This window comes from Tumebacillus flagellatus, assembly GCF_000714935.1.
Classification (GTDB): Bacteria; Bacillota; Bacilli; order Tumebacillales; family Tumebacillaceae; genus Tumebacillus; species Tumebacillus flagellatus.
The window spans coordinates 149,831-170,437 of record NZ_JMIR01000002.1 but is presented as its reverse complement, the minus strand read 5'-3'; the positions used below and the strand labels follow the sequence as shown (position 1 = coordinate 170,437).

The window sequence follows — 20,607 nt, the reverse complement described above, 5'->3', positions numbered from 1 at the left end:
GGATGTCACATGGCGAACTTCAGATCGCGCCTGTTAGGGTTTGTGCTGGCGCTGTTGCTGGTGCTCGGCGTGTCGGGTACGGCAATCCCGGCATTGGCGGCCGACCCGCTGCTGCCGCTGGTCGGCAACGCGCTGACGCAAGCGAAGGCCGGAAACTGGCAAGCGGTGAACTCCGACCTGCAGCAGTTTGAAACGACCTGGCAAGGGCTTTCCGCGCAACACCCGGAAGCCGCGCAGAAGAAAATCAACGACGCCCTCGCCGCCGCCAAACAAGCGGCACGCGGCGCATCGCCCGATCCGTCAGCGGTCAACACGGCGCTGGCGAACTTGGCCAAAGCGACCGACGCGCTGGCGGATGACCAAGCGGCGGCGGGCAACGACGGCACGGCTGTCGTGAAAAAACTCGAAGGCTACCTTCAGCAAGCACAGACGGCTTTGGAGCAAGACGATCTGGCGAAGGCCAAGAGCCAATACAAGCTGTTCGACAACAACTGGACGAAAGCGGAGTCTGCGATTCGCAACCAAGACTTCGCGATCTATTCGAAGTTTGAAACGCACCGCACGCTGGCGACCGTCGCGCTCAACGCCGAGACGGTGGACAAAGCGAAGGCGAAATCGGCTCTGCAAAACTTGTTGCAAGACGCGGACAACTTTCTGAACAGCGCCGCGAACGGCAACGCTTCCGCTTTAAACGGGAACGCTGCAAACAGCACCGCTTCAGACGTCACGCTCTCCGACGCGATCGCTCTGCTGACTGACGCAAACTCGGCACTGCAATCCGGCGACGCCGCGTCTGCCTCCGACAAAGTCCAGCAGTTCATCACGCTTTGGCCGTCTGTCGAAGGCGCGGTCTCTGCCCGCTCGGGGCAAGCGTACAGCGAGACGGAAACCAAGATGACGCAAGCTCTGCAAGACCTCACTTCCACCCCGCCGAACACCGAATCGGCCGTGAGCGTCTTGCAATCCATGATCACGCAACTCCAACCCTTCGCCGACCGATCTCACTACACCGCATGGGATGCGGGTATCATGCTGTTCCGCGAAGGATTGGAAGCCCTGCTCGTCGTCGCCGCTCTGCTTGCGTTCCTTCAACGCACCGGAAACCGCAACAAGCAAAAATGGATTTGGGCCGGCGTCGGCTCCGGCCTCGGCGTCTCCGTCGTGTTCGCGGGGATCATGTCCCTGTTCTTCTCCTCGCTCACCGCAGGCGGCAACCGCGAAGTGATCGAGGGCGTCACCGGCCTGATCGCCGTCGTGATGATGTTCACCGTCGGCGTCTGGCTGCACAGCAAATCCAGCTCCAAAGCGTGGAATTCCTACATCTCCACGCAGATGAGCGCAGCGCTTGCGGGCGGCAGTCTCTGGTCACTGGCGCTGATCTCCTTCCTCGCGATTGCGCGCGAAGGCGCCGAGACGATTCTCTTCTACCTCGGCATGGCGGCTTCCATTGAAAAAACGCAACTGTTCCTCGGCATCGGCGTCTCGCTCGCCGTGCTCTTGCTGATCGGGTTTGCCATCTTGAAATTCGCGGTGCGCATCCCGCTCAAGCCGTTCTTCAGCGTCGCGTCTCTGCTGATCTACTACATCGCCTTCAAGTTCCTCGGGCAATCTGTGCACGTCCTGCAGATCCAAGACTGGTTCTCCGTGCACACTCTTGCCGGCTTCCCGACTTGGGAGTGGCTCGGCCTCTACCCGACGTGGGAAACGACGGGAGCACAAGTCCTGCTCATCGTGCTCATCCTCTTGACCACCACGTGGAACAACCGCCGACAATCGGTCAGCGCCCACGCGTAACCACATAGTAGTAGAAAAAACGTCCTCTCCGCCTATTCAGGAGAGCGGCGTTTTTTTCTGCATCAGGAAAAGTTGTACTTTTCTTAATTTTCATATAGCATAGTAACTATATAAGAAGAAAAACAAAGGGAGGAATGCACAAATGAAACAGCGAAAAGCATGGAAGCGCGTCTTGGTCACCGCCTTGGTGGGCATGGGGGTACTCGGCTTGATGAGTCCCGCAGGTCCGGCGGGTGCGACGGGCGCTGCACAATCGAAAGGGGCAACTTCGATGAAATCCACCGTCCTCGACGTCAAAGCCTTCCGAGAAATCCCCAATTTCTCGACCGGCTCGCAGTCCGGGTTAATCGTCTCTTCGTCCGGCCTCACGCTCGACCCGAACGCGCTGCTCTCCGGCACCGACACGCTTGGCCGCTACAACGGCGGCGCGTATCAATACGGGCAATTCACATCCGACCCGATCTCCGTGAACTTCACGGAAGCGATTCCTTCGATTCAAGCCAATACCGCTCCGAACACGTGGACGGAAGTGGAACTGAGCGCCCAAGTGAACGGCGTTTGGACGAAATGGTACAGCATGGGGGTGTGGCTGCAAGGCGATCTGCCGTTCAAGCGCCATTCCGTCAACGGCCAAGGAGACACCAACGGCACCGTCTACACCGACACGCTCTCGCTCGCCAAATCCGCAACGGCGGTCAAAGCGCGCGTCACCCTCTTCACCACCGATCCGGGCGCGACGCCGACGGTCCGCGCGCTTGGCATCACGTTCTCGAACGGCAAGGACACGGCGGGCACCGTTGCGAGCACGGGCCTCGTCAGCGATTTGCCGGTGCCCAAGCGTTCGCAGATGGTCTTCCCGAACGGCGGCGAAGTTTGGTGCTCTCCGACTTCCACCTCGATGGTCATGGCGTACTGGGCAAACGTCACGGGCAATTCCGCTCTGAACCAAACCGTTCCGACCGTCAAGGACGGCGTGTGGGATTACACGTACAACGGCGCGGGCAACTGGCCGTTTAACACGAACTACGCGTCTTCGTTCGGGCTCAACGGCAAAGTGGCGCGCATGAGCTCGCTGGCGGAACTGGAGCAATGGACGCACGCGGGCGTTCCGGTCGTCGTCTCCGTCGCGTACAAAAAAGGCCAACTCGACGGCTCGCCGATCCCGAGCACGTCCGGTCACCTCTTGGTCGTGCGCGGCTTTGACGCGAACGGCAACGTCTTGGTCAACGATCCGGCGGCCGCATCGGACGAAGCGGTCGGCATCACGTACAACCGCTTGCAGTTTGAAACCTGCTGGCTCGGCAACTCCAACGGCACCGCGTACTTGATGTACCCGCAAGGCTGGGCGATCCCGTCCAGCAACGGCCACTGGTAAGCAAGCAAAGTGAAGGGCTCCCGCGATGTTGCCGGGAGCCCTTTTTCCTTAAATTTCGATATCGATATCCCTCACCGGCAGAATAAAGCCCCCTTCCCGTGGAGAGAAGAGGGCCATTTTCATGCGATTACGGTTGCACAATGTCCACGTCGCTTGCTTTGACGAACGCGATGCGGTGGTTGAAGGAGATTTGATAGAACTCATCCTTGCCTTTGACGACTTGGTAGGTCTCCGGCAGGTTGAACAGTTTGGCGTAGAAGTAGTCGGACGGCACAGTGCCGGCCGAGACGTAAACTTGGCCTGCGGTCACGTTGTATTGCAGCGGGTTGTTGACCGCTCTCGGAATGCCCGCTGCCGCAAACGCTTCCGCCTCCGGATACGCGGTGCCGTAGACCGGGATCGAGGTTTTGCCCGCTTTCGGCGTGACGAGGATGCCGCGGCCCGGCGTGGTGTTGGAGTTGGACGGATTGTAGAACCAGGCTTTTTGCGCGCCGTACCAGATCGCGGTCCAGTCGCCCTGTTGATCGGCTTTGTAGAACGTTTGGCCGATCGTCGCTTTGTCGCCCCAGTCGGAGATCTGCGTCGTGCCCGGAACGCCCGCCGCATGCAGTGCCGGGTCGCTCAGCAGCGGCGCGTCAAAACTCGGTGCTTGGTAGAGGTAGAGGAAGTTCGACGGCTGCGGGTCGAGCACTTGCGAGCCGTAAAGCACCGGCGACGGTTGGTTTTTCGAGAAGTGCGGGTTGATCGTAACGATCGGGTTGTTTTGCTTGTCGCGGTTGTGCGCGTTTCCGTTGCTCGGGTTGATCGGTGCGCCCAGCAGATCGAAGTAGTGCGACCAATCCCAGTACGCGCCCGGGTCCCAGTGCATCGAACGCTGGGTGGCTTGCGAAGTGCCCGGCAGGTCGTCATGGCCGAGGATGTGCTGGCGGTCGAGCGGAATGTCGTATTTTTTAGCAAGGTATTTCACGAGTTTCGCCGAAGCGTGGTACATTTGCTCGCTGTACCAAGCGCCGCCCTCTGCGGCGATCCCGCCGTGCTCGATGCCGATCGAGTGCGAGTTGATGTACCAGTTGCCCGCTTGCCACGCCACGTCTTTCGGGTTGACCATCTCGGTCACTTGACCGTCGACGTTGTTGACGACATAGTGCGCGGACACATACGACTTCGAGAGGAACGTGGAGATGCCCGCTTCGTACGTGCCTTCGATGTCGTGGATGATGATGTAGCGAATATCGTCCCCGTCTGCTTGACGGTTGCCGATGTCATAGTTGCCGTAGTCGGTTTGGCTTGCCGAGAACTGCTGGTACAACGCCGGAATTTCACGGCATTCGAGACCGTTCGGGCAGTCGGTGCCGGTTTTCTTCGCGTTGCGCAGGTGCAGGGAGTTCGCGGTGGTTTTGTTCGGGGTGACCGCATCGGCGGCGAGCGTCACCGTTTGACCTTCCGGCGTGGTGCGCGCTTGGCCGGTTTGGATCGTCGCGTACACGTCGTCCGCGAAGTCTTGCGCGATTTCGTCGAGGTCGGAGCCGCTGTATTTCGCCACCGCGCCGTACCAATCCGCCGCGTCGGACGGCGTGTTGCCGACTGTTTCGCGCGCGTATTGCGCGAGCAACGCCGCGCCGCCGCGGACGTTTTCGGTCAGGTCGGTTTTCAGAACCTCGGTGTTCGTGCCAAGCAGTACGGCTGCCGCGTCGAGGGTGTTGACCGACGGGTCGTTGTTCGCCGGGAGAGCAGGGGTCGCTTCCGTCGCAGCGCTTTCATCGCCCGTTTCGCCGCGCGCGGAGAGGTCTGCTTGCCCGAGATGGGTCAAGTGCATCACGCCGTAGCCGCCGGAGAGCGACGGTTGGCCAAGATGTTGTTCCCAGCGCGATTCGTTGTAGGCGACCGACATCAAGACGTTCAGCGGAACGCCGAACTCTTGCGACGCGTTTTGGAAAGCGGTTTGCAACGCATCCGGACCTTGCTCTTGCGTGTCGGCGGCACCTGCTTGAGCTTGGGTTGCGGACGGCAATGTGGACGGGACCACCAACAAACCCGCCATCAGCACCGCGAGAAACATCGGACGACGCTTCGACATGGATGAAACCTCCTCTATCTCTTCTGGAAAAACTATTTGTCAAAATTTTATAGAAATAAATTAGGTTCGTCAATAAACAAATTGGGACTCGAAATGACAAATAAACCGTTTATTCCGACCTTCGAATCTCTGGAACGACTTCTAGAAGAACCGCCTCGGTTGCGGGACGGTTCTTTTTTTATGAGTGAATCCAATTGCGTTTGAGGCGGTAGCGGCGGTAGAGATACGCGCGCACCATGTGGTCGAGCCCGATGCAGAGCCAGACGCCGGAGAGTTCCAAGTGGAACCCGTAGAGCAGAACCGGGATGAAGATCAGGCGCACGCCCCAGACGCCGAGGATTGTCACCCACATCGTGTACGTGGAGTTGCCGCCCGCTTGGATCGCCGCGCAGTCGATCAAGTTTGCGGCGAAGAACGGTTGGCAGAAGATATAGAGAAAGAGCACGAGTGTCAGGTCGTGGAGGACGCGAGGGTCGTCGGTGAACCAACGCCCGATCCAAGGACTGAGCGCCCAGAATAGCAGGGTCGCTGCTGTCATCGAGACTGCCGCACCGAGAAAGCCTTGGCGGCGAATGGCATCCAAGCGGGATTGCAAGACGGATAGATCCATGCTTTCGGCTGCACTGGACGCACCGGATTCACTGGATTCATCAGTCTCTCTCGATTGTTTCGCTTCCCCAATCGACTTCCCCATCGCCACAGTAACGCCCGTGGCGAGTCCGTCTCCCAACAGGGAGATAAACCCGGCCAACGTATTCGCGATGTTGTTCGCCGCATACGGCTCTGTCCCCATGCGGACGACGAAGCTCAGGTACACCACTTGCCCGCCTCGCTTGAACAGCCGCTCCGTGACCGCCGGAACCGCAAAGCGCAACCATTTCGCCAGCATCCCCCGCGAGAGCCGCAAATCCGACCTCGTAGGCAAAAACCCCCTCGCCCGCCACCAATATTGAAGCAACACCAAAACCTGCACTCCCAGATACGCCAGCCCCGCCCCCGCCAATCCCAACTTCAAGCCGAAGATCAGCAACGCATCGAGCCCCGCATGCAACAGATTCATCTGCAAGCCGATCTTGAGCGGCGTTCTCGTGTCCCCCCGCGCCCGAAAGCAAGCCGCCAGCATCGTATGCAGCGCCAGAAACGGCGTCGACCCGAACACCAAGCAAAAGTACGGCCTCGCCGCCGCCGTCAACTCCTCCCCCGCTCCTGCCAGATGCAACAGCGGCGCCGCGAGCAGCAGACAGAGTAGCGAAACCGTCACTCCGACCCCGCCGCCGAGCACGAGTCCGTGCCAGACGAGAGAGCGGGCGGCAGAGGGGGTTTTTTCCGAAGCGGTGCGCGAGAGAAACACGGTCATCGTCACGCCCAGCGCGTTGAGCACCGAAAGCAACACGACGCTGAACATCGCCGTCACGCCCACCGCGTTGATCGCGAGCAAGCCAAGCCGCGCCACAAACAGCGCATCCACAGCGGCGAGCACATTCTGAAGCAACAGTTCGCCGATCACAGGCAAAGACAGGCGGTAGAGTCGCACTTTCATTCCTCCCTTGTGCTTCTCATTGTGGAGAAAACGCCCTGTAACATCTAGACTGTGATTTCAAAATTTGATACACTGATGATTGAGGACTGTGTAAAAATCGAGGAGTCACCCCCGGCGGGCGACTCCTTTTTTGACTTAACCACGACATCAAAGGAGCGACACGCATGTCCAATTCGAATCATCCGCAGCACCCGCACGGCTTGCACACCGATTTTTCCAAAGACATGACGTACGGCGACTACTTGCAGCTCGACAAAGTCCTGGACGCTCAGCAACGCCTCTCCGGGCATCATGACGAGATGCTGTTCATCATCATCCACCAAGCCAGCGAGCTCTGGATGAAGCTGATCCTGCACGAGATGAACGCCGCCCGCGCTTCCATCTTGCAAAACAACTTGGAGCCCGCGTTCAAGATGCTCTCCCGCGTCTCGCGCATCCAACAGCAACTGATCCAATCCTGGGATGTGCTCTCGACGCTCACCCCGTCGGAATACATGGAGTTTCGGGACAAATTGGGCCGCTCGTCCGGCTTCCAATCCTACCAAAACCGCCTGATCGAGTTCATGCTCGGCCGCAAGAACGCCGCCACGCTCGGCGTCTACCAACACCAAGCGGAACTCTACTCCGTCTTGCAAGCGGCGCTGAACGAGCGCTCCATCTACGACGCCGCGATCTGGGCGATGTCGGAACGCGGATTGGAAGTGGATGAAACGGCTCTTCACCGCGACTGGTCGCAAGAGTACCAGCACAACGACAGCGTGCAGAAAGCGTGGCTGGAAGTCTACCGCAACGTCGACAAGTACTGGGACCTCTACGAACTCGCGGAGAAGCTCGTCGACATCGACAACCGCCAGCAACAGTGGCGCTTCAACCACATGATCACCGTTGAGCGCGTCATCGGCTTCAAGACCGGCACCGGCGGCTCGGCGGGCGTCGAGTATTTGAAACGGGCGCTCGACCACCGCTTCTTCCCGGAGCTGTGGAGCTTGCGCACCGAACTGTAAGACCTGAGAGACCCGTTTGTAAAAAACGACCCTGCCGCTTTGGGGCGAAGCGCCTCGCGACAGGGTCTTTTTTTCTTGCTATTCGCGGGAAGATTCTGTCATTATGGAAGCAAAAGGAGGGATCGCGTTGCAACCTGCCGTACACCAGACCAAAAGCTTACGCCGCTGGTGGCCCAAGCGCCGCTTGTGGAAGATCGTGACGAGCGTGGTGCTCGTCTTGGTGTTGCTGTTGATCACCGCATCCGGAACCGGCTATTATCTGATTCACAAAAGTCTGCCCGTCGTCGACGGCACCCTGAACGTGAGCGGTCTGCAGCAAAGCGTCGCCGTCTGGCGCGACGACCACGGCGTTCCGCACATCGAAGCGCAAAACGAACACGACCTCTACCTTGCCCAAGGGTATGTCACCGCGCAAGACCGCCTGTTTCAAATGGACCTCTCCCGCCGCCAAGCGTCGGGCGAACTTTCCGAAGTCGTCGGGGACAAAGCACTCTCGCGGGATAAATTCTTCCGAACGTTCGGTTTGCGCCGTGCTGCCGAAGCGAGTTGGAATTCGTACTCGCAGGACGCAAAGCAAGTGTTGGAATGGTACGCACAGGGCGTCAACGCGTACCTCCACCAAGCGGTGCAAGACAACACGCTGCCGATCGAGTTCACGCTGCTCGGCTATCAACCGCGCGAGTGGCAACCGGTCGATTCGCTGACGATCGGCAAGTACATGGCGTTCGATCTCGGCGGGCACTGGGAAGAGCAAGCGTTTCACTACGACCTCGCCCAGCACGTGTCGGAGGACCAAGCGCTCGACCTGTTCCCGTCCTATCCGGTCGACGCGCCGACGATTATTCAAGCGATGAAAGACAATCCGCTCGACGTCGGCCCCTTGCTCGCCGAAGCGGTGAAGCCGAATCCGTTTAACGGCAGCAACAACTGGGTCGTCGCAGGCTCCAAGACCCAGAGCGGCAAACCGCTGCTCGCCAACGACCCGCATCTCTCGCTCGCCACGCCGTCGATTTGGTACGAGACGAATTTGAAGACATCGTCGCTGAACGTCTCCGGCGTGATTTTTGCAGGCATTCCCGGCATTATCCTCGGGCACAACGACCACATCGCGTGGGGCGTGACGAACGTCGGCCCGGACGTGCAAGACCTCTATATTGAAAAACGCAACCCGGCGAACCCGAACGAATTTCAGTACCAAGGCAAGTGGGAGCCCGCGCAAGTGATCCACGAGGAAATCAAAGTCAAGGACGCCGCGCCCGTTTCCTGCGACGTGCGCATCACCCGCCACGGCCCGATCATCTCCGAATTCGCCAACGACAAAAGCACCGACACCGCCCTGTCGATGCAATGGACGGCGTTGCAACCGTCGACGGAATTGGAAGCGGTGCAGCGGTTTGCCAAAGCGCAGAACTGGGACGAATTCAAGCAAGCGCTGACGTACTTCCAGACTCCGGCGCAGAACTTTGTGTTTGCCGCCGAGGACGGCACGATCGCCTACCGCGCCAACGGCTTGATCCCGATTCGCACCAAGGGCGACGCGTCGACGCCCGTTCCCGGCTGGACGGGCGAGTATGAATGGAAAGGCTACATCCCGTGGGAGGAGCTCCCAACCACCGTCAACCCGCCGTCCGGGTTCATCGCCACGGCGAACAACAAAGTGGTCGGCGACGACTACCCGTACCACCTCTCCAACGTCTGGGCGCAACCCTATCGTGAGAAGGAAATCTCGCAAACGCTCGCGGGCAAAAACGACCTCACCGCAACCGACATGCAGAAGTTGCAATTCGACCCGACCAACCTGCAAGCGAAAGAGTTCCTCCCGATTCTCACCGGTCTCCTCCAAGGGCAACAGGACAAACTGCGCGACATCGACCTCGCCGCTCTGAAGGAGCTTTCGGACTGGGACTGCCGCGATACGCTGGACTCCAGCGGCGCGTTGGTGTTCAACTTGTGGGAAAGCGAATTGCCGAATGTCTTGTTTAAACCGGAGCTCTCCGACGAAACTCTGTCGCTGTTTGAAGACAAGGCAGGCACCGTCGATCATCTGATTCGCAACGCGGCTTCCGGCAACCCCGGCCCTTGGGTGCAGGAGCGAGGCGGTCTCGCTGCCGTTGCGCTCACGGCGTTCCAACGCGCGGTTGACCATGCGGTGGAATTGCAAGGCAAGGACGCGTCGAAATGGAAGTGGGGCGAGTTCCACCAAGTGCCGTTCCACCATCCGCTGGCAGCCGTCAAGCCGCTCGATCTGCTGTTCGACCCGTCGAAATCGCCGGTGCCGGGCTCGAAAGTCACCGTCGAAGCGGCGGGCTGGGACGCCAAAACGGGCGAAGTCAATCACGGCGGGGCCTGGCGGACGGTCGTCGACTTCTCCGATCTCAGCCAAACGTACAACGTCGTCGGCCCCGGTCAGTCAGGGCATCTGCTTTCGCCTTGGTATGACGACCAAGTGAAAGACTGGACGACAGGCGGGTATCACGTGACGAGCACCGACCCGCAGGTGTATCAAGTGAAGGGACATCAGTTGACCCTGACGCCGTAGTTGGTTTTTTTGCAAGACCTGCCTTGAGAGTTGGGGCGGGTCTTTTTTGTTATACTGGGGGAAAAACTTAAAAAACCGCCAAAGTGTTTGGGCGGAGTTCGATAGGCTGATGACAACGTGGATCAATTGGAGTCAGGAGAAGTTACTCAGAAGTATTAATGAAGTTTTGCGCCACCATCGCCAAGCGGTCGTAGAAGAATTTCCGCAGAGCTTCGTGGATGTCGAGATGCTCCAGAGTGTCCTTCATGCACCACAGCCATGCTTTGGCGCGTCTGGGGGTGATGGGATGCTCGCTGTGAATTCGCATCATCGAAGGCGGGCCGTACGTTTGCGAGTAAAGCGGTTCGCCGCCGAAAAATTGCGTGAGGAAGCAGTATTGTTTTTCGCGGACTTCGGTGAAGTCCTCGGGGAAGATCGGAATCAAGTCCGGGTGTTGGCTCACGCGGTCATAGAAGAGATCGACCAGCGTGCGAAACCCGTCCGCTTGGAGAAAAGCTTGCAATTCAGAAGTCAAATTCACAGTCGGTTCCGGGATCATGATGTCAGCCCTCATTTCTTTGGAATGGTGGTTTCATCGTATCGAATTCCCGCCGACGGCATTGTGCGTTTTATCACAGAAAGACAGGCAGAGGAGACCCGATTATGACGCAACCTTGGTCGCCGGAGCATGTCGTGACAGTGACATTGGCTCGGCAGTTAGTAGAAGAACAATTCCCGGAACTGGTGCCTGTGCGAGTACAGGTGCTGGGCGAAGGGTTTGACAATACGGTGTATCAGATCAACGAGGACTATGTGTTTCGCTTTCCCCGCCGCGAAATTGCGGTGGAGTTGTTGCGGGCGGAAGGGCGGTTGCTTCCGGACTTGGCGGGGCGGTTTTCGTTGGCGATTCCAGAGCCTCTGTTTTACGGTACGCCCAGTGAGCGGTTCCCGTGGCCGTTCTTGGGGTATCGATTGGTGCGGGGTGTTGCGCCAGAGCGGGTGCGGGCACTTCGACGGATAGAAGCTGCGCAACCCCTTGCTGAGTTTTTGCGGGCGGTTCATTCGTTCCCTCTTGAAAAAGCGAAGCGGTGCGGCGTTCCCGAGACGGACATCATGGAGCGCTTCCTTCTCGACAAACGCAAACCGCAACTCCTCGCGAATATCGAAAAAGCCGCCGCGCTCGAACTCCTCGAATCGGCGACTCTGCACACGCTGCGGGAGTACGCCAACGCCCTCTCCCCCGCGCAATGGACACCGCCGATCTACGACACCCTCGTCCACGGCGATCTGCACATCCGCAACCTCGTCGTCGATGCGGAGGGCAACCTCACCGGCGTCATCGACTGGGGCGACACGCACATCGGACATCGAGCGCTGGACTTGTCGATCGTCTACAACTACCTGCCGCCGGAGGGACGCACGGTTTTTTACCAACACTACGGCGAAGTGGACAGACAAACACAAGAAATGGCGCGGTTCAGGGCGGTTTTTTCCACGCTCGTCCTCATGCTGTACGGGCATGACCAACAACAGGAACAGCTCGTCGCCGTATCTAAACAGAACCTCGCCCTTGCGCTTTTGGTATAATCGGAAACATTTATATAATTGTTAAATAAATAAATATTGATACAACTCGTCGATCCCTTGTAGAATCTTACTCAGAAAATGGTCTGAATAGATTTTGAAGAAGGGAGAAAACCAAAATGTCAAAGGTTTATAAGTTTGGGTTGGGTATCCTTACAGTCCTCGCAGGGGTCTCAATCGGAGCGAGTGCCGCATACTCTTGGGCTATTAACTCGCGGGGTTACAACGTACCTCCCGCATATGTCCATGCTTATTCGGGTTTTTCCTCTGAAACAAAGTCAGCGATTAGCGCGGCCTGCGGGCAATGGAATACAGCAGGAGCTGGCAGCCTATGCTTTAGTAGTTTGCCGGAACATTCGTTGACAACCTATCCGTTCGCCAACAACGAGAACGACATCACAAGAGGAAATCGTGGGACCAACACGTATTTAATGCAGACCTCAACGATGACCAACTCCAACAACAAAATCGTTGAAGCTGATATCGATATCAATGTATCCTATCCTTTTGCAAATGATGGTTCTAGCGGAAACTATGATATCGGAGGTAATATTACGCATGAGTTAGGTCACCTATTGGGCCTTGAGCACAGTGTAGATCCTGAGGCTACCATGTATGGGCAGAGCCCGATGGGTGAAACGAAGAAACGGACAATTGAGCAGGATGACAAAAACGGGATCCTGTTCCTGTATAAATAGGAGGCGGGAAACTCAATGAAGAGAACACTGCTCATCGTTTTTTGTGTATCAGTTGGAATGGGTGCGTTGGGTTATACAAGCTGGAGTCAGTCAACTTCGAGTACGGTGGAGGCACAACCCGCTCCTGCAATGGACGATCAAACCGTTAAAACCATCGAAGTTCACGGGATACTTCCTTTGAAAACGAAAACTGACCTGATCGGGGAATCAGAGGTCATCGTTAGAGGGAAAGTCAAAGACCTGTTACCAAGCAGGTGGAGCAATCCCAATTGGGAGCGAGGACAAACGATTCGAAACATTGTCCAAACCGATGTTGTGGTTCATGTAAATCAAGTATACAAGGGGACCCCCTACGACAAAGACATCGCAGTTCGTGTCGACAAGGGGGAGGTCGGCAATACCGTATGGAAGTCGGAGGACGAACCTGATTTTACAAAGGGAGAGGATGTCATTCTCTTTCTGAATCAGGATAACAGTGATGTAGCAAGACCTGAAGAAACGTACTATGTTCTGTCTGGAATGTTGCAAGGCAAATTCAGCCTTGACCCGAAACATCCTGAGGACAAGCGTTTCCATAACGACAAAGAGTCGATCGACCCTGCCTCGCTGACCGATGAAATCCCTAAGGAAGAAGAAGCCTACAAGAAACGTCCGAAACCAACTCCTGCTAAGGGAGATATCTAGGAAGAAATCCACCCAAGAATTTGGGTGGATTTCTTATGAGCCACGCTTGATTTCCCAGGCAATTCTCCTCAAACCAACTGCACCTGCGGCCGCTCGTACATCTCGGAGATCACATCTTCAATCTTCGGCGTCTGCACGCGAATGTCGCGCACTTCGCCGCACTGCCCCATCCGCTCCATCAATTCCAACGGCTTCGTCTTCCGCTTGTCAAACGAGATCCGCGCCACGCCGCGCGACGGGTCGAACTGCGCCCCGTTTGGCAACAGCAATTCCTCTACCGCCCCGTGATACTCCACTTCCAGCACGCTCGGCAACGGGTACATCTCCCGCAGCGACTCCAGCGTCCCGTCGTACACTTTCTGCCCGTGGTTGATGATGATAATCTGCTTGCACAACTGCTCGATGTCGTCCATGTCGTGCGTGGTGAGCAGGATCGTTTTTTGCTCCCGTTCGTTGAGGTCTTTCAAGAAACTCCGTATCCGGTTCTTCGCCGTCACATCGAGTCCGATCGTCGGCTCGTCCAGAAACACCACGTCCGGATCATGCAACAGTGCCGCGCACAAGTCCGCCCGCATCCGTTGTCCCAGCGACAACTTGCGCACCGGCGTGTCGAGAAACTCGTGCAAGCCGAGCAGCTCGCCGTAGACTTCCATCGCTTTGTCGTACTCTTGCTGCCCGACTTTGTACATCGCCGCCAACAGCTCAAACGAATCCCGCGTCGGCAAATCCCACCACAACTGCGTGCGCTGCCCGAACACGACGCCGATTTTGCGCGCCACTTCCTTGCGCTGTTTTTGCGGCGAGAGGCCCGCGACTTCCACCGTGCCGCCGTCCGGGTGCAAGATTCCCGTCAGCATCTTGATCGTCGTCGACTTGCCCGCTCCGTTTGGCCCGATGTACCCGACAAACCCGCCGCGCGGAATCTCAAACGACATGTCGGACACCGCCGGCACTTTGCGCCCTTTGCCGGAGACAAACGAGCGCAAGGTGGCGAAACGGCCTTGCTTGACTTCGGAGACGTGGTAGAACTTCGTCAGATCGGTTGCTTTGATCATCGAAAAAACCCCCTTAACTGCCCGTGCTGTGGTAATGCTTGATCCCAAATCCCCAAAACTTCCACGTCACACCCATCGCCAACAGCGCCACCAGCGGCGAGACGATCAGGTACCAAAACGCCCCGCCCTTGTCGAACAGGTACAGCGCCGGAACGTACGTGATAAACGCCACCGGAATCAGCGTGAACAGAATCCCGCGCAGCCACCCCGGATAGATGTGCAGCGGGTAACTTGCCGCGTTGAGCGGCCCGTAGTGCGTGAACGCCAGAAATTCGTTGATCCTTACCGTCCAAAACCCGATCGTCGCCGTCGCCAGCCCCAGCGAAAACACGATGATCGTGCCGGAGAAGAGCGAAACGGGCAGATAGAGCAGCGCCGGTCCAATCGCCACGCCCTGCCCGTGCAGGCCCCAGAGGCAAAGCCCGAGCATCAGTGCGCCTTGCAGAAACCCGCCGATCTGGTTCCAATACACGCCGCGCGCAATCAACAGCGTCAACGGCGACACCGGGCGGGTCAGCAGTTGGTCGAACTCGCCGTTCGCCGTGTACTTCTCAAAATTGTGAATGTCGTTGGCAAACACGCGGTACAGCGAGCGCACCATCGACGCCACCGCAAACAGACAGCCGACTTCGTACAGGTTCCACCCGCCGACCGTGTCAAACTTCAGCAGGATCGCCGCCACCAGCAAGAAATCGAGCGCCTGCAAGATCATAAACACCAACAATTCCATCAAAAACGCCGCTTTGTACTCCATCTGCGACTTGATGCTCGCTTTGAACAGCTTCCAATAGAGATTCACGTCGAACCTAACCCCCTTGCACTTCGACCTTGCGCCTTGCCAATCGAGTGAGCCAGACGGCAAGCCAGGTCAGCGCGACACACCAAAACAGCGGGAGCAAGATGCCTTCCCACGACACGCGCCCGAGCATGAACATCGCCGGGAAATAATGCATGCCCGCATACGGCGAGTACAGCGAAATCGTCGAGAGCCAGCCCGGCAAGATCGGCAGCGGCACGAGGAAGCCGGAGAAGGTCATAATGAGTGTATACTGGACGATGAACGACCAGCGGATCGAGTTCGTCCAAAACGCCGTAATGCCCACAAAGTACGTCATCAAAAACGCGAGAACCATGGAAAAAAGCACGGAGAACAACACCAGAGGAAGGTTTGCCGCATGGACGGCCGGGAAGCCGACGAACAGCGACAAGATGATGTAGACAGGAAGGGAACGGAAGATGATATTATACACCTGAAACCCGAAACACTGCGCCGCGTAGTAGCCGAGGAAGCTCACCGGGCGCATCAATTGCAGCGATATCTCGCCGGACCGTACCGCTTCGTCGATCCGAAACCCTCTGGGCAAGCCCATCGTCAGGAAGAAAACCCCCTGCACGAACGCCATGTACCAACCCATCTCATCGGAGCCAAATCCGATCACGCGCCGGCTTGAACCAAGCGTCCCTTGCCAGATCGCGATGTACATGAACCCGAAGATCAAACTTCCGAAGTTGTTGATCAACGCCGCGATCCGGTACTGGAAGTTGCGTACATACGTCTTGCGAAACAAAGTCAGATAGAAATGCACGATGCTCTCAGAACCCCCTCTCAAAAGAGACAGAAATTCATAATAGCACGACTTGGAGTTTATTGGAAGGAGGATTTTTGCAAATCATGACAACTTTTGCGCGCATGCCGGGTTCCCGGCTGCAAAACTACCTGTGGTTCCAGCGCGACCCTTTGGGGTTCCTGCTCGCCACCCGCGGTTTCGGCGAGGTCGTCTCGCTGTATAACTCCCGCAAACGCCCGTCGTTTGTCGTCCACGACCCGGACGTGATTCAGCAAATCCTCGTCACCAAGGAAAAAAGCTTCGTCAAAGGCCGCTCCTCCGCCATCCTCGGCCGCACCGTCGGCACAGGGGTTTTGACGTCGGAAGGCCAAACGCACGAGAAGCAAAAACGCGTGATGTCCGCCGCGTTCACCAAACCGAATTTGGAGCTCTACGCGACGGACGTGGCGCGGTATGCGGCAGACACCGTCGCGGCTTGGAAAAACGGAGAGGCCCGCTCGCTTTCCCACGACTTGATGCTGTTGACCCTGCGCATCATCTGCAAGACGATGCTCGGCGTGGAACTGCACGAAGAAGCGGAGCGGGTGGGCATCGCGGTCGAGGAGTGCATCCAGTACAGCGCCGACCGCATCTACTCGCCGGTGCCGATTCCCTTGGCGTTGCCGCTCAAAAGCAACCGAACGTTCAAAGCGTCGCGGGCGGTGCTCAGGAGATTTGCCCAAGAGAATCAGAGCAACCGGGCGCCGCTGTTGAGCCCTCTTTTGGCGAACGCGTTTCCGGAAGCGGACATTCGGCATGAGATCATCACGATCTTGATCGCCGGGCATGAGACGACGGCGAACTTGCTGGGCTGGGTGTTTTACTCCTTGGCGAAGAACCCGGAGGCGGGCGAGAAGTTGCGGCAGGAGATTCGGGACGTTGTCGGCGACGGAGAGCTGCGTTATGAGCATGTTGCACAGTTGCCGTACGCCCAAGCCGTGATGCAAGAGACGCTGCGGCTCTATCCCCCGGCGTGGGCGATCCTGCGCGAGAACGTCGAGCCGGTGGAGCTGTCAGGCCATCGCGTGGACGGGCGGGGGACGTACATCATCTCGCCGTATGCGATCCATCGGAACCCGGCTGTTTTTTCCGATCCGGAGCGGTTTGATCCGTCGCGGTTTCTTGAGCGGGAGCAAGAGATTCCGCGCTTTGCGTATCTCCCGTTCGGTGCGGGGGCGCGGGCGTGCATCGGCAGCCAGTACGCGATCATGGAATCGGTGCTCATCCTCGCAACGCTTTGGCGCACCGGCCGCCTCCGCCTCGCCGTTCCTAACTTCCAAGCGATCCCCGAACCCTCGATTTCGCTGCGCATCCAAGGCGGGTTGCAGATGGTCTGGGAACAGGAGTAGAGAAACGAATGGAACAACCGCGCCCTCACGGTGCTGGTTGCCCGCAAAGCAGGGCTTGGACTGGAGAAGTAGATTCGGAAAAAAGAAACCGCGGTACGCAGCTGGTGCATAGCTGCGGTACCCGCGATGATCTATCACATTGATTCTGAAAAAGGACCACGATTCAGGAATCGTATTGAGCAAGACTTGGAGAGGTTAAGACTCCACGTTGAACAGCTGAAAAACTCGGCAAGCGGTTTGGAGAGAAAGAGATATAAAACGCTCTTTGCAGAGAGGGCTAATTTTGCAATCGCGTACCTTCACCTTCCTTCAGGTATCAAAAAGTACCTTGCATTCAGCGGGGTACAAGAGATTGCAGAAGACCTTCCCTCTTGGCAAGACAATCACGGATTTCAATTGGTTGAAATCGTGGAATTGGGATCTATGAGGTATCCGGCTCAATCGGTTGCCTTGGACAATGTGATCTTGGACATCGATCAGCCCTACCTGCGTAATGTGGACTCCGAATCAAAAATCATTGAAAAAGTCGATCGAGATCTGGATATAATGAGGCTGGAAGGGCAACATCGTGTCGGCACACTCCTTCTCTATTCGTTGAAGGAGCCTTGCGCCAGCTGCGAGCAATCTCTGTTTGACTTTATGATAAACAATCATAAGTTGCTGGATGTGACCGTACTCTTTAGCAACTATCTAAAAAACGGGGTGAAAAAACATGGCAAACCAGTATTCTAAGGAGTTCTTGGATCGGTATGAGGAGTTGGTGGATTCCATCGAAGTACTCGCCGCGAGCGTGCTACGCGGAAATCGATTCACTCCTGCGGAAGCCGTCGCTTTCACACTGAATGAACTTGGCGATGACGATTTGCACGACGAACCTCATCTTGCGCTTGTCGGCTATGTTCACTTGCTCGGTCTTTTAGATGAAAGTAAAGAGAGTCGGAAACTGCATAGCCAATTGGTGCAAGCTCTCTATGAATACTTCGATCAAGGTGATGTAACTGTCGAACACATACAAGAGAGCGTCGTATCGATTCTTCTATCCGTGGGTGAAACGGATGCTGCGGATAAGTTTCTGTTCTTATATAACAAAACCTTAGGCGGTATGTCCTTTCTAGACCAATTGATGATGGCCTAACCAAAAAAAGCCCTGCCGACACCCAAGTGTGTCAGCGGGGTTTTTTTGCACTCTGTTCGATCTGTTTGAGGAACTCGTAGCACCAGTCCAGCTCCAGGCGTGCGGTCGTGATGGCGCGCTCCAGCAGTTTGACGCGCGTGAACACCGGCGAGAGGATGTCCGGCACGTCGAGCTCCGAGTGGTGTTCCGTCTGCACGTCGTCCAAGATGCCTTCCAAGCGTTGCAGCCGCTTGCGGAAGTAGGCGATCCGCTCTTCGAGCAAGCGCCGGGCGGCGTCGTGGTCGCCAAGCCACAGCGAGTACGCTTTCAGCAACATCTCGTCGCGGATGTTCGGGTCGCTGCTCGGTTCGTGCAACCACGCTTGCAGGGCTTCGGTGCCCTTGGGCGTGATCGAGTAGACTTTCTTATCCGGTTTGTCGTGCTGCAACACCCGCTCGAAATCGACGTGGCCTTCCGCCTCCAATTTCGAAAGCGTGGGATAGATTTGGCTGTGCTTGGCTTGCCAAAGCGGTTGAATCGCCAGCATCAAGTCATACCCGGACATCGAACGTCGCGCCAAAAAACTCAACAATGCAAATGCAAGCGTATTCATTAGAACCTCCGTATATGTAAGTGTTGACATAGTATTTCGGGAAGCGTAACATGAGATATTATATGTCATTTCTGACATATCCTCAACTCTAGTAGGGGGAGATCCAGTTTGAGTGAAACATCGCAAACACAAGGCTCAGACGTGAAGTTCTGGCCGGTGATGATCGCGCTCTTCTGCGGGGCCTTCCTCACGGTCCTCAGCACGTCGACGATCAACGTGGCGGTACCCGTTTTGATCGAGCATTTTCATTCCGACCTCAGCACCATCCAGTGGGCGCTGACCGGATTTTTGTTGGCGACGGGGACGACGGCTCCGATCTGCGGATACTTGGGAGAGCGCTTTTCCTATAAGCGGCTCTACTTGGGGTCACTGATCGGATTTACGCTGTTCTCGCTGCTTTGCGCCGTGGCGTGGAACGATTGGTCGCTGGTGGCGTTTCGCACGATGCAGGGCGCGTGTAACGGATTGGTCATGCCCGCGACGATGACGATCATCTTCCAAGTCGTGCCCAAGCCCCGCCAACCGATCGCGCTCTCGCTGTGGTCGCTCTCCAGCATGTTGGGGCCGGCGATCGGCCCGACGCTCGCCGGGTGGCTGATGGAATACAGCTGGCATTGGATGTTCCTCATGAACGTGCCGATCGGCCTGCTCTCGATCATTCTAACCCAGCGGCTCGTTCCGTACTACCGCTTGAACGTCCCGAAAAAATTCGATTTGCCGGGCCTGATCACCTGTGTCGCGGGCTCGCTGTCGCTCTTGATCGCGTTCTCCAAAGGCAACGCCTGGGGCTGGGGGTCGGGCAAGACTCTCGGTCTGCTGATTTTCGGCGCGGTGATGGTGGTGCTGTTCTTCGTGCGCGAACTGCGCACCGACGTGCCGCTGCTCTACGTGCGCGTCTTCCAAAACAAGCGCTACAACATCTCGCTGATCATTCTCTGCATCATCACGCTGTCTCTGTACTCCGGCACGTACTTGACCCCGCTGTTTTTGCAAAACGTCCTGCTCGCTTCTCCGCTTGACGCCGGGCTGATCCTCTTGCCCGCCTCGATCGCGATGGCGTTGATGACGCCGCTCGCCGGGCGTCTCTACAGCAAGATCGGCCCGACGGTGCTGTTGACCACGGGCATCCTGTTCATCGCGCTCGGCACGTGGATGATGGCGCAGTTGACGCCGGAAACGTCCAAGAGCTACGTGATGCTCTGGATGATCGTGCGCAACATCGGCATCGCGCTCTCGTTCACGCCCGCGCAGACGTCGGCGATGGAAGAGATTCCGCGCAACGTCTCCGGGTACGCATCGTCGATCACGAACTGGCTGCGCAACGTGGTCGGCTCGTTTGCAATCGCGATGTTCACATCGATGCTCGGCGCGCGCGAGACCTCGCACTCGGCAGAACTTGCTCTGCAACAAGCGGGCGACGCCAAGAGCATCGCGCTGCATTCTTTCACGCTGTCGATGAACGACGTGTATTTGCTGGCGACGTTCATCGCGCTGGCCGGCATCCCGGTCTGCTTCTTCATCCGCAAGAAGCGCCAAGCCCACAACCTCCCGACGCAAGCGCTCAAAGCCTAAACCCGCCGCACAAACAAAAACCC

18 protein-coding genes are annotated in these 20,607 nt (G+C 57.3%); 11 read left to right on the top strand and 7 right to left on the bottom strand.

Annotation, left to right across the window (positions count from 1 at the left end; translation table 11 throughout):
- Window positions 1–9 precede the first annotated feature (9 nt).
- Both EL26_RS02395 and EL26_RS02390 read left to right on the top strand, forming a co-directional pair.
- On the top strand, window positions 10–1,794 hold the full coding sequence (locus tag EL26_RS02395; protein ID WP_038084068.1) for an FTR1 family iron permease: 1,785 nt from the start codon (window positions 10–12) through the stop codon (window positions 1,792–1,794).
- 142 nt (window positions 1,795–1,936) lie between these two features.
- The gene (locus EL26_RS02390; protein WP_052035900.1) at window positions 1,937–3,169 is read left to right on the top strand and encodes a C39 family peptidase; all 1,233 of its coding nucleotides are present in this window, start codon (window positions 1,937–1,939) and stop codon (window positions 3,167–3,169) included.
- A gap of 127 nt (window positions 3,170–3,296) precedes the next feature.
- On the opposite strand, the gene EL26_RS02385 is transcribed toward EL26_RS02390, so the two are convergent.
- Together EL26_RS02385 and EL26_RS02380 are read right to left on the bottom strand one after the other, a co-directional pair.
- Window positions 3,297–5,246 (bottom strand): N-acetylmuramoyl-L-alanine amidase, encoded by a 1,950-nt coding sequence (locus tag EL26_RS02385; RefSeq protein ID WP_038084066.1) that lies wholly within the window; start codon window positions 5,244–5,246, stop codon window positions 3,297–3,299.
- A gap of 178 nt (window positions 5,247–5,424) precedes the next feature.
- Entirely contained in the window at window positions 5,425–6,786 is a 1,362-nt protein-coding gene (locus EL26_RS02380; RefSeq protein ID WP_038084064.1) for an MATE family efflux transporter, read from the bottom strand.
- A 164-nt stretch (window positions 6,787–6,950) separates the two neighbouring features.
- On the opposite strand from EL26_RS02380, the gene kynA reads away from it, so the two are divergent.
- Together kynA and EL26_RS02370 are read left to right on the top strand one after the other, a co-directional pair.
- Entirely contained in the window at window positions 6,951–7,790 is an 840-nt protein-coding gene (kynA, locus tag EL26_RS02375) for a tryptophan 2,3-dioxygenase (RefSeq protein WP_038084061.1), read from the top strand.
- Window positions 7,791–7,893: 103 nt separating this feature from the next.
- A complete protein-coding gene (locus EL26_RS02370) occupies window positions 7,894–10,329 on the top strand; it encodes a penicillin acylase family protein (RefSeq protein ID WP_052035899.1) in 2,436 nt (811 codons plus the stop codon).
- A 142-nt stretch (window positions 10,330–10,471) separates the two neighbouring features.
- Here the strand turns inward: EL26_RS02370 and EL26_RS02365 are convergent, their stop codons facing one another.
- Complete coding sequence (locus tag EL26_RS02365) at window positions 10,472–10,867, bottom strand: globin domain-containing protein (protein WP_038084059.1); 396 nt, start codon at window positions 10,865–10,867, stop codon at window positions 10,472–10,474.
- 104 nt (window positions 10,868–10,971) lie between these two features.
- Between EL26_RS02365 and EL26_RS02360 the strand changes: the two genes are divergently transcribed.
- From EL26_RS02360 to EL26_RS02350, 3 genes are all read left to right on the top strand, one after another.
- The gene (locus EL26_RS02360; RefSeq protein ID WP_038084057.1) at window positions 10,972–11,895 is read left to right on the top strand and encodes a phosphotransferase; all 924 of its coding nucleotides are present in this window, start codon (window positions 10,972–10,974) and stop codon (window positions 11,893–11,895) included.
- 116 nt (window positions 11,896–12,011) lie between these two features.
- Window positions 12,012–12,590 (top strand): matrixin family metalloprotease, encoded by a 579-nt coding sequence (locus EL26_RS02355; RefSeq protein WP_038084056.1) that lies wholly within the window; start codon window positions 12,012–12,014, stop codon window positions 12,588–12,590.
- 15 nt (window positions 12,591–12,605) lie between these two features.
- Window positions 12,606–13,274: a hypothetical protein gene (locus EL26_RS02350; RefSeq protein ID WP_038084053.1), complete on the top strand. Its 669-nt coding sequence runs from the start codon at window positions 12,606–12,608 to the stop codon at window positions 13,272–13,274.
- Between the two features lie 68 nt (window positions 13,275–13,342).
- Here the strand turns inward: EL26_RS02350 and EL26_RS02345 are convergent, their stop codons facing one another.
- Genes EL26_RS02345 through EL26_RS02335 form a run of 3 tightly spaced genes read right to left on the bottom strand, consistent with a single transcriptional unit; the run spans window position 13,343 to window position 15,915 of the window.
- Window positions 13,343–14,329 (bottom strand): ABC transporter ATP-binding protein, encoded by a 987-nt coding sequence (locus EL26_RS02345; protein ID WP_038084052.1) that lies wholly within the window; start codon window positions 14,327–14,329, stop codon window positions 13,343–13,345.
- Between the two features lie 13 nt (window positions 14,330–14,342).
- Window positions 14,343–15,128: an ABC transporter permease gene (locus EL26_RS02340; protein ID WP_038084050.1), complete on the bottom strand. Its 786-nt coding sequence runs from the start codon at window positions 15,126–15,128 to the stop codon at window positions 14,343–14,345.
- Between the two features lie 7 nt (window positions 15,129–15,135).
- Window positions 15,136–15,915: an ABC transporter permease gene (locus tag EL26_RS02335; RefSeq protein ID WP_052035898.1), complete on the bottom strand. Its 780-nt coding sequence runs from the start codon at window positions 15,913–15,915 to the stop codon at window positions 15,136–15,138.
- An 86-nt stretch (window positions 15,916–16,001) separates the two neighbouring features.
- Between EL26_RS02335 and EL26_RS02330 the strand changes: the two genes are divergently transcribed.
- The 3 genes from EL26_RS02330 (at window position 16,002) to EL26_RS02320 (ending at window position 18,420) form a co-directional block, all read left to right on the top strand.
- A complete protein-coding gene (locus tag EL26_RS02330; protein WP_038084049.1) occupies window positions 16,002–17,285 on the top strand; it encodes a cytochrome P450 in 1,284 nt (427 codons plus the stop codon).
- Between the two features lie 126 nt (window positions 17,286–17,411).
- Window positions 17,412–18,017 carry a deaminase domain-containing protein gene (locus tag EL26_RS02325; protein WP_081856909.1) on the top strand — a complete coding sequence of 202 codons (606 nt, stop codon included), beginning with the start codon at window positions 17,412–17,414 and terminating at the stop codon, window positions 18,015–18,017.
- Window positions 17,998–18,420 (top strand): hypothetical protein, encoded by a 423-nt coding sequence (locus tag EL26_RS02320; protein ID WP_038084045.1) that lies wholly within the window; start codon window positions 17,998–18,000, stop codon window positions 18,418–18,420. Before EL26_RS02325 ends, EL26_RS02320 begins: the two co-directional genes overlap by 20 nt.
- A 31-nt stretch (window positions 18,421–18,451) precedes the next feature.
- On the opposite strand, the gene EL26_RS02315 is transcribed toward EL26_RS02320, so the two are convergent.
- On the bottom strand, window positions 18,452–19,012 hold the full coding sequence (locus EL26_RS02315; protein ID WP_038084043.1) for a PadR family transcriptional regulator: 561 nt from the start codon (window positions 19,010–19,012) through the stop codon (window positions 18,452–18,454).
- A gap of 108 nt (window positions 19,013–19,120) precedes the next feature.
- Between EL26_RS02315 and EL26_RS02310 the strand changes: the two genes are divergently transcribed.
- Window positions 19,121–20,584, top strand: coding sequence for a DHA2 family efflux MFS transporter permease subunit (locus EL26_RS02310; protein ID WP_038084040.1), 1,464 nt, complete (start codon window positions 19,121–19,123; stop codon window positions 20,582–20,584).
- Window positions 20,585–20,607 lie beyond the last annotated feature (23 nt).

Excerpts from the sequence above, each read along its gene's own strand:
- EL26_RS02395 (WP_038084068.1), top strand. The coding sequence starts at position 10 with ATGGCGAACTTCAGATCGCGCCTGTTAGGGTTTGTGCTGGCGCTGTTG.
- EL26_RS02390 (WP_052035900.1), top strand. The coding sequence starts at position 1,937 with ATGAAACAGCGAAAAGCATGGAAGCGCGTCTTGGTCACCGCCTTGGTG.
- EL26_RS02385 (WP_038084066.1), bottom strand. The coding sequence starts at position 5,246 with ATGTCGAAGCGTCGTCCGATGTTTCTCGCGGTGCTGATGGCGGGTTTG.
- EL26_RS02380 (WP_038084064.1), bottom strand. The coding sequence starts at position 6,786 with ATGAAAGTGCGACTCTACCGCCTGTCTTTGCCTGTGATCGGCGAACTG.
- kynA (WP_038084061.1), top strand. The coding sequence starts at position 6,951 with ATGTCCAATTCGAATCATCCGCAGCACCCGCACGGCTTGCACACCGAT.
- EL26_RS02370 (WP_052035899.1), top strand. The coding sequence starts at position 7,894 with ATGGAAGCAAAAGGAGGGATCGCGTTGCAACCTGCCGTACACCAGACC.
- EL26_RS02365 (WP_038084059.1), bottom strand. The coding sequence starts at position 10,867 with ATGATCCCGGAACCGACTGTGAATTTGACTTCTGAATTGCAAGCTTTT.
- EL26_RS02360 (WP_038084057.1), top strand. The coding sequence starts at position 10,972 with ATGACGCAACCTTGGTCGCCGGAGCATGTCGTGACAGTGACATTGGCT.
- EL26_RS02355 (WP_038084056.1), top strand. The coding sequence starts at position 12,012 with ATGTCAAAGGTTTATAAGTTTGGGTTGGGTATCCTTACAGTCCTCGCA.
- EL26_RS02350 (WP_038084053.1), top strand. The coding sequence starts at position 12,606 with ATGAAGAGAACACTGCTCATCGTTTTTTGTGTATCAGTTGGAATGGGT.
- EL26_RS02345 (WP_038084052.1), bottom strand. The coding sequence starts at position 14,329 with ATGATCAAAGCAACCGATCTGACGAAGTTCTACCACGTCTCCGAAGTC.
- EL26_RS02330 (WP_038084049.1), top strand. The coding sequence starts at position 16,002 with ATGACAACTTTTGCGCGCATGCCGGGTTCCCGGCTGCAAAACTACCTG.
- EL26_RS02325 (WP_081856909.1), top strand. The coding sequence starts at position 17,412 with ATGATCTATCACATTGATTCTGAAAAAGGACCACGATTCAGGAATCGT.
- EL26_RS02320 (WP_038084045.1), top strand. The coding sequence starts at position 17,998 with ATGGCAAACCAGTATTCTAAGGAGTTCTTGGATCGGTATGAGGAGTTG.
- EL26_RS02315 (WP_038084043.1), bottom strand. The coding sequence starts at position 19,012 with ATGAATACGCTTGCATTTGCATTGTTGAGTTTTTTGGCGCGACGTTCG.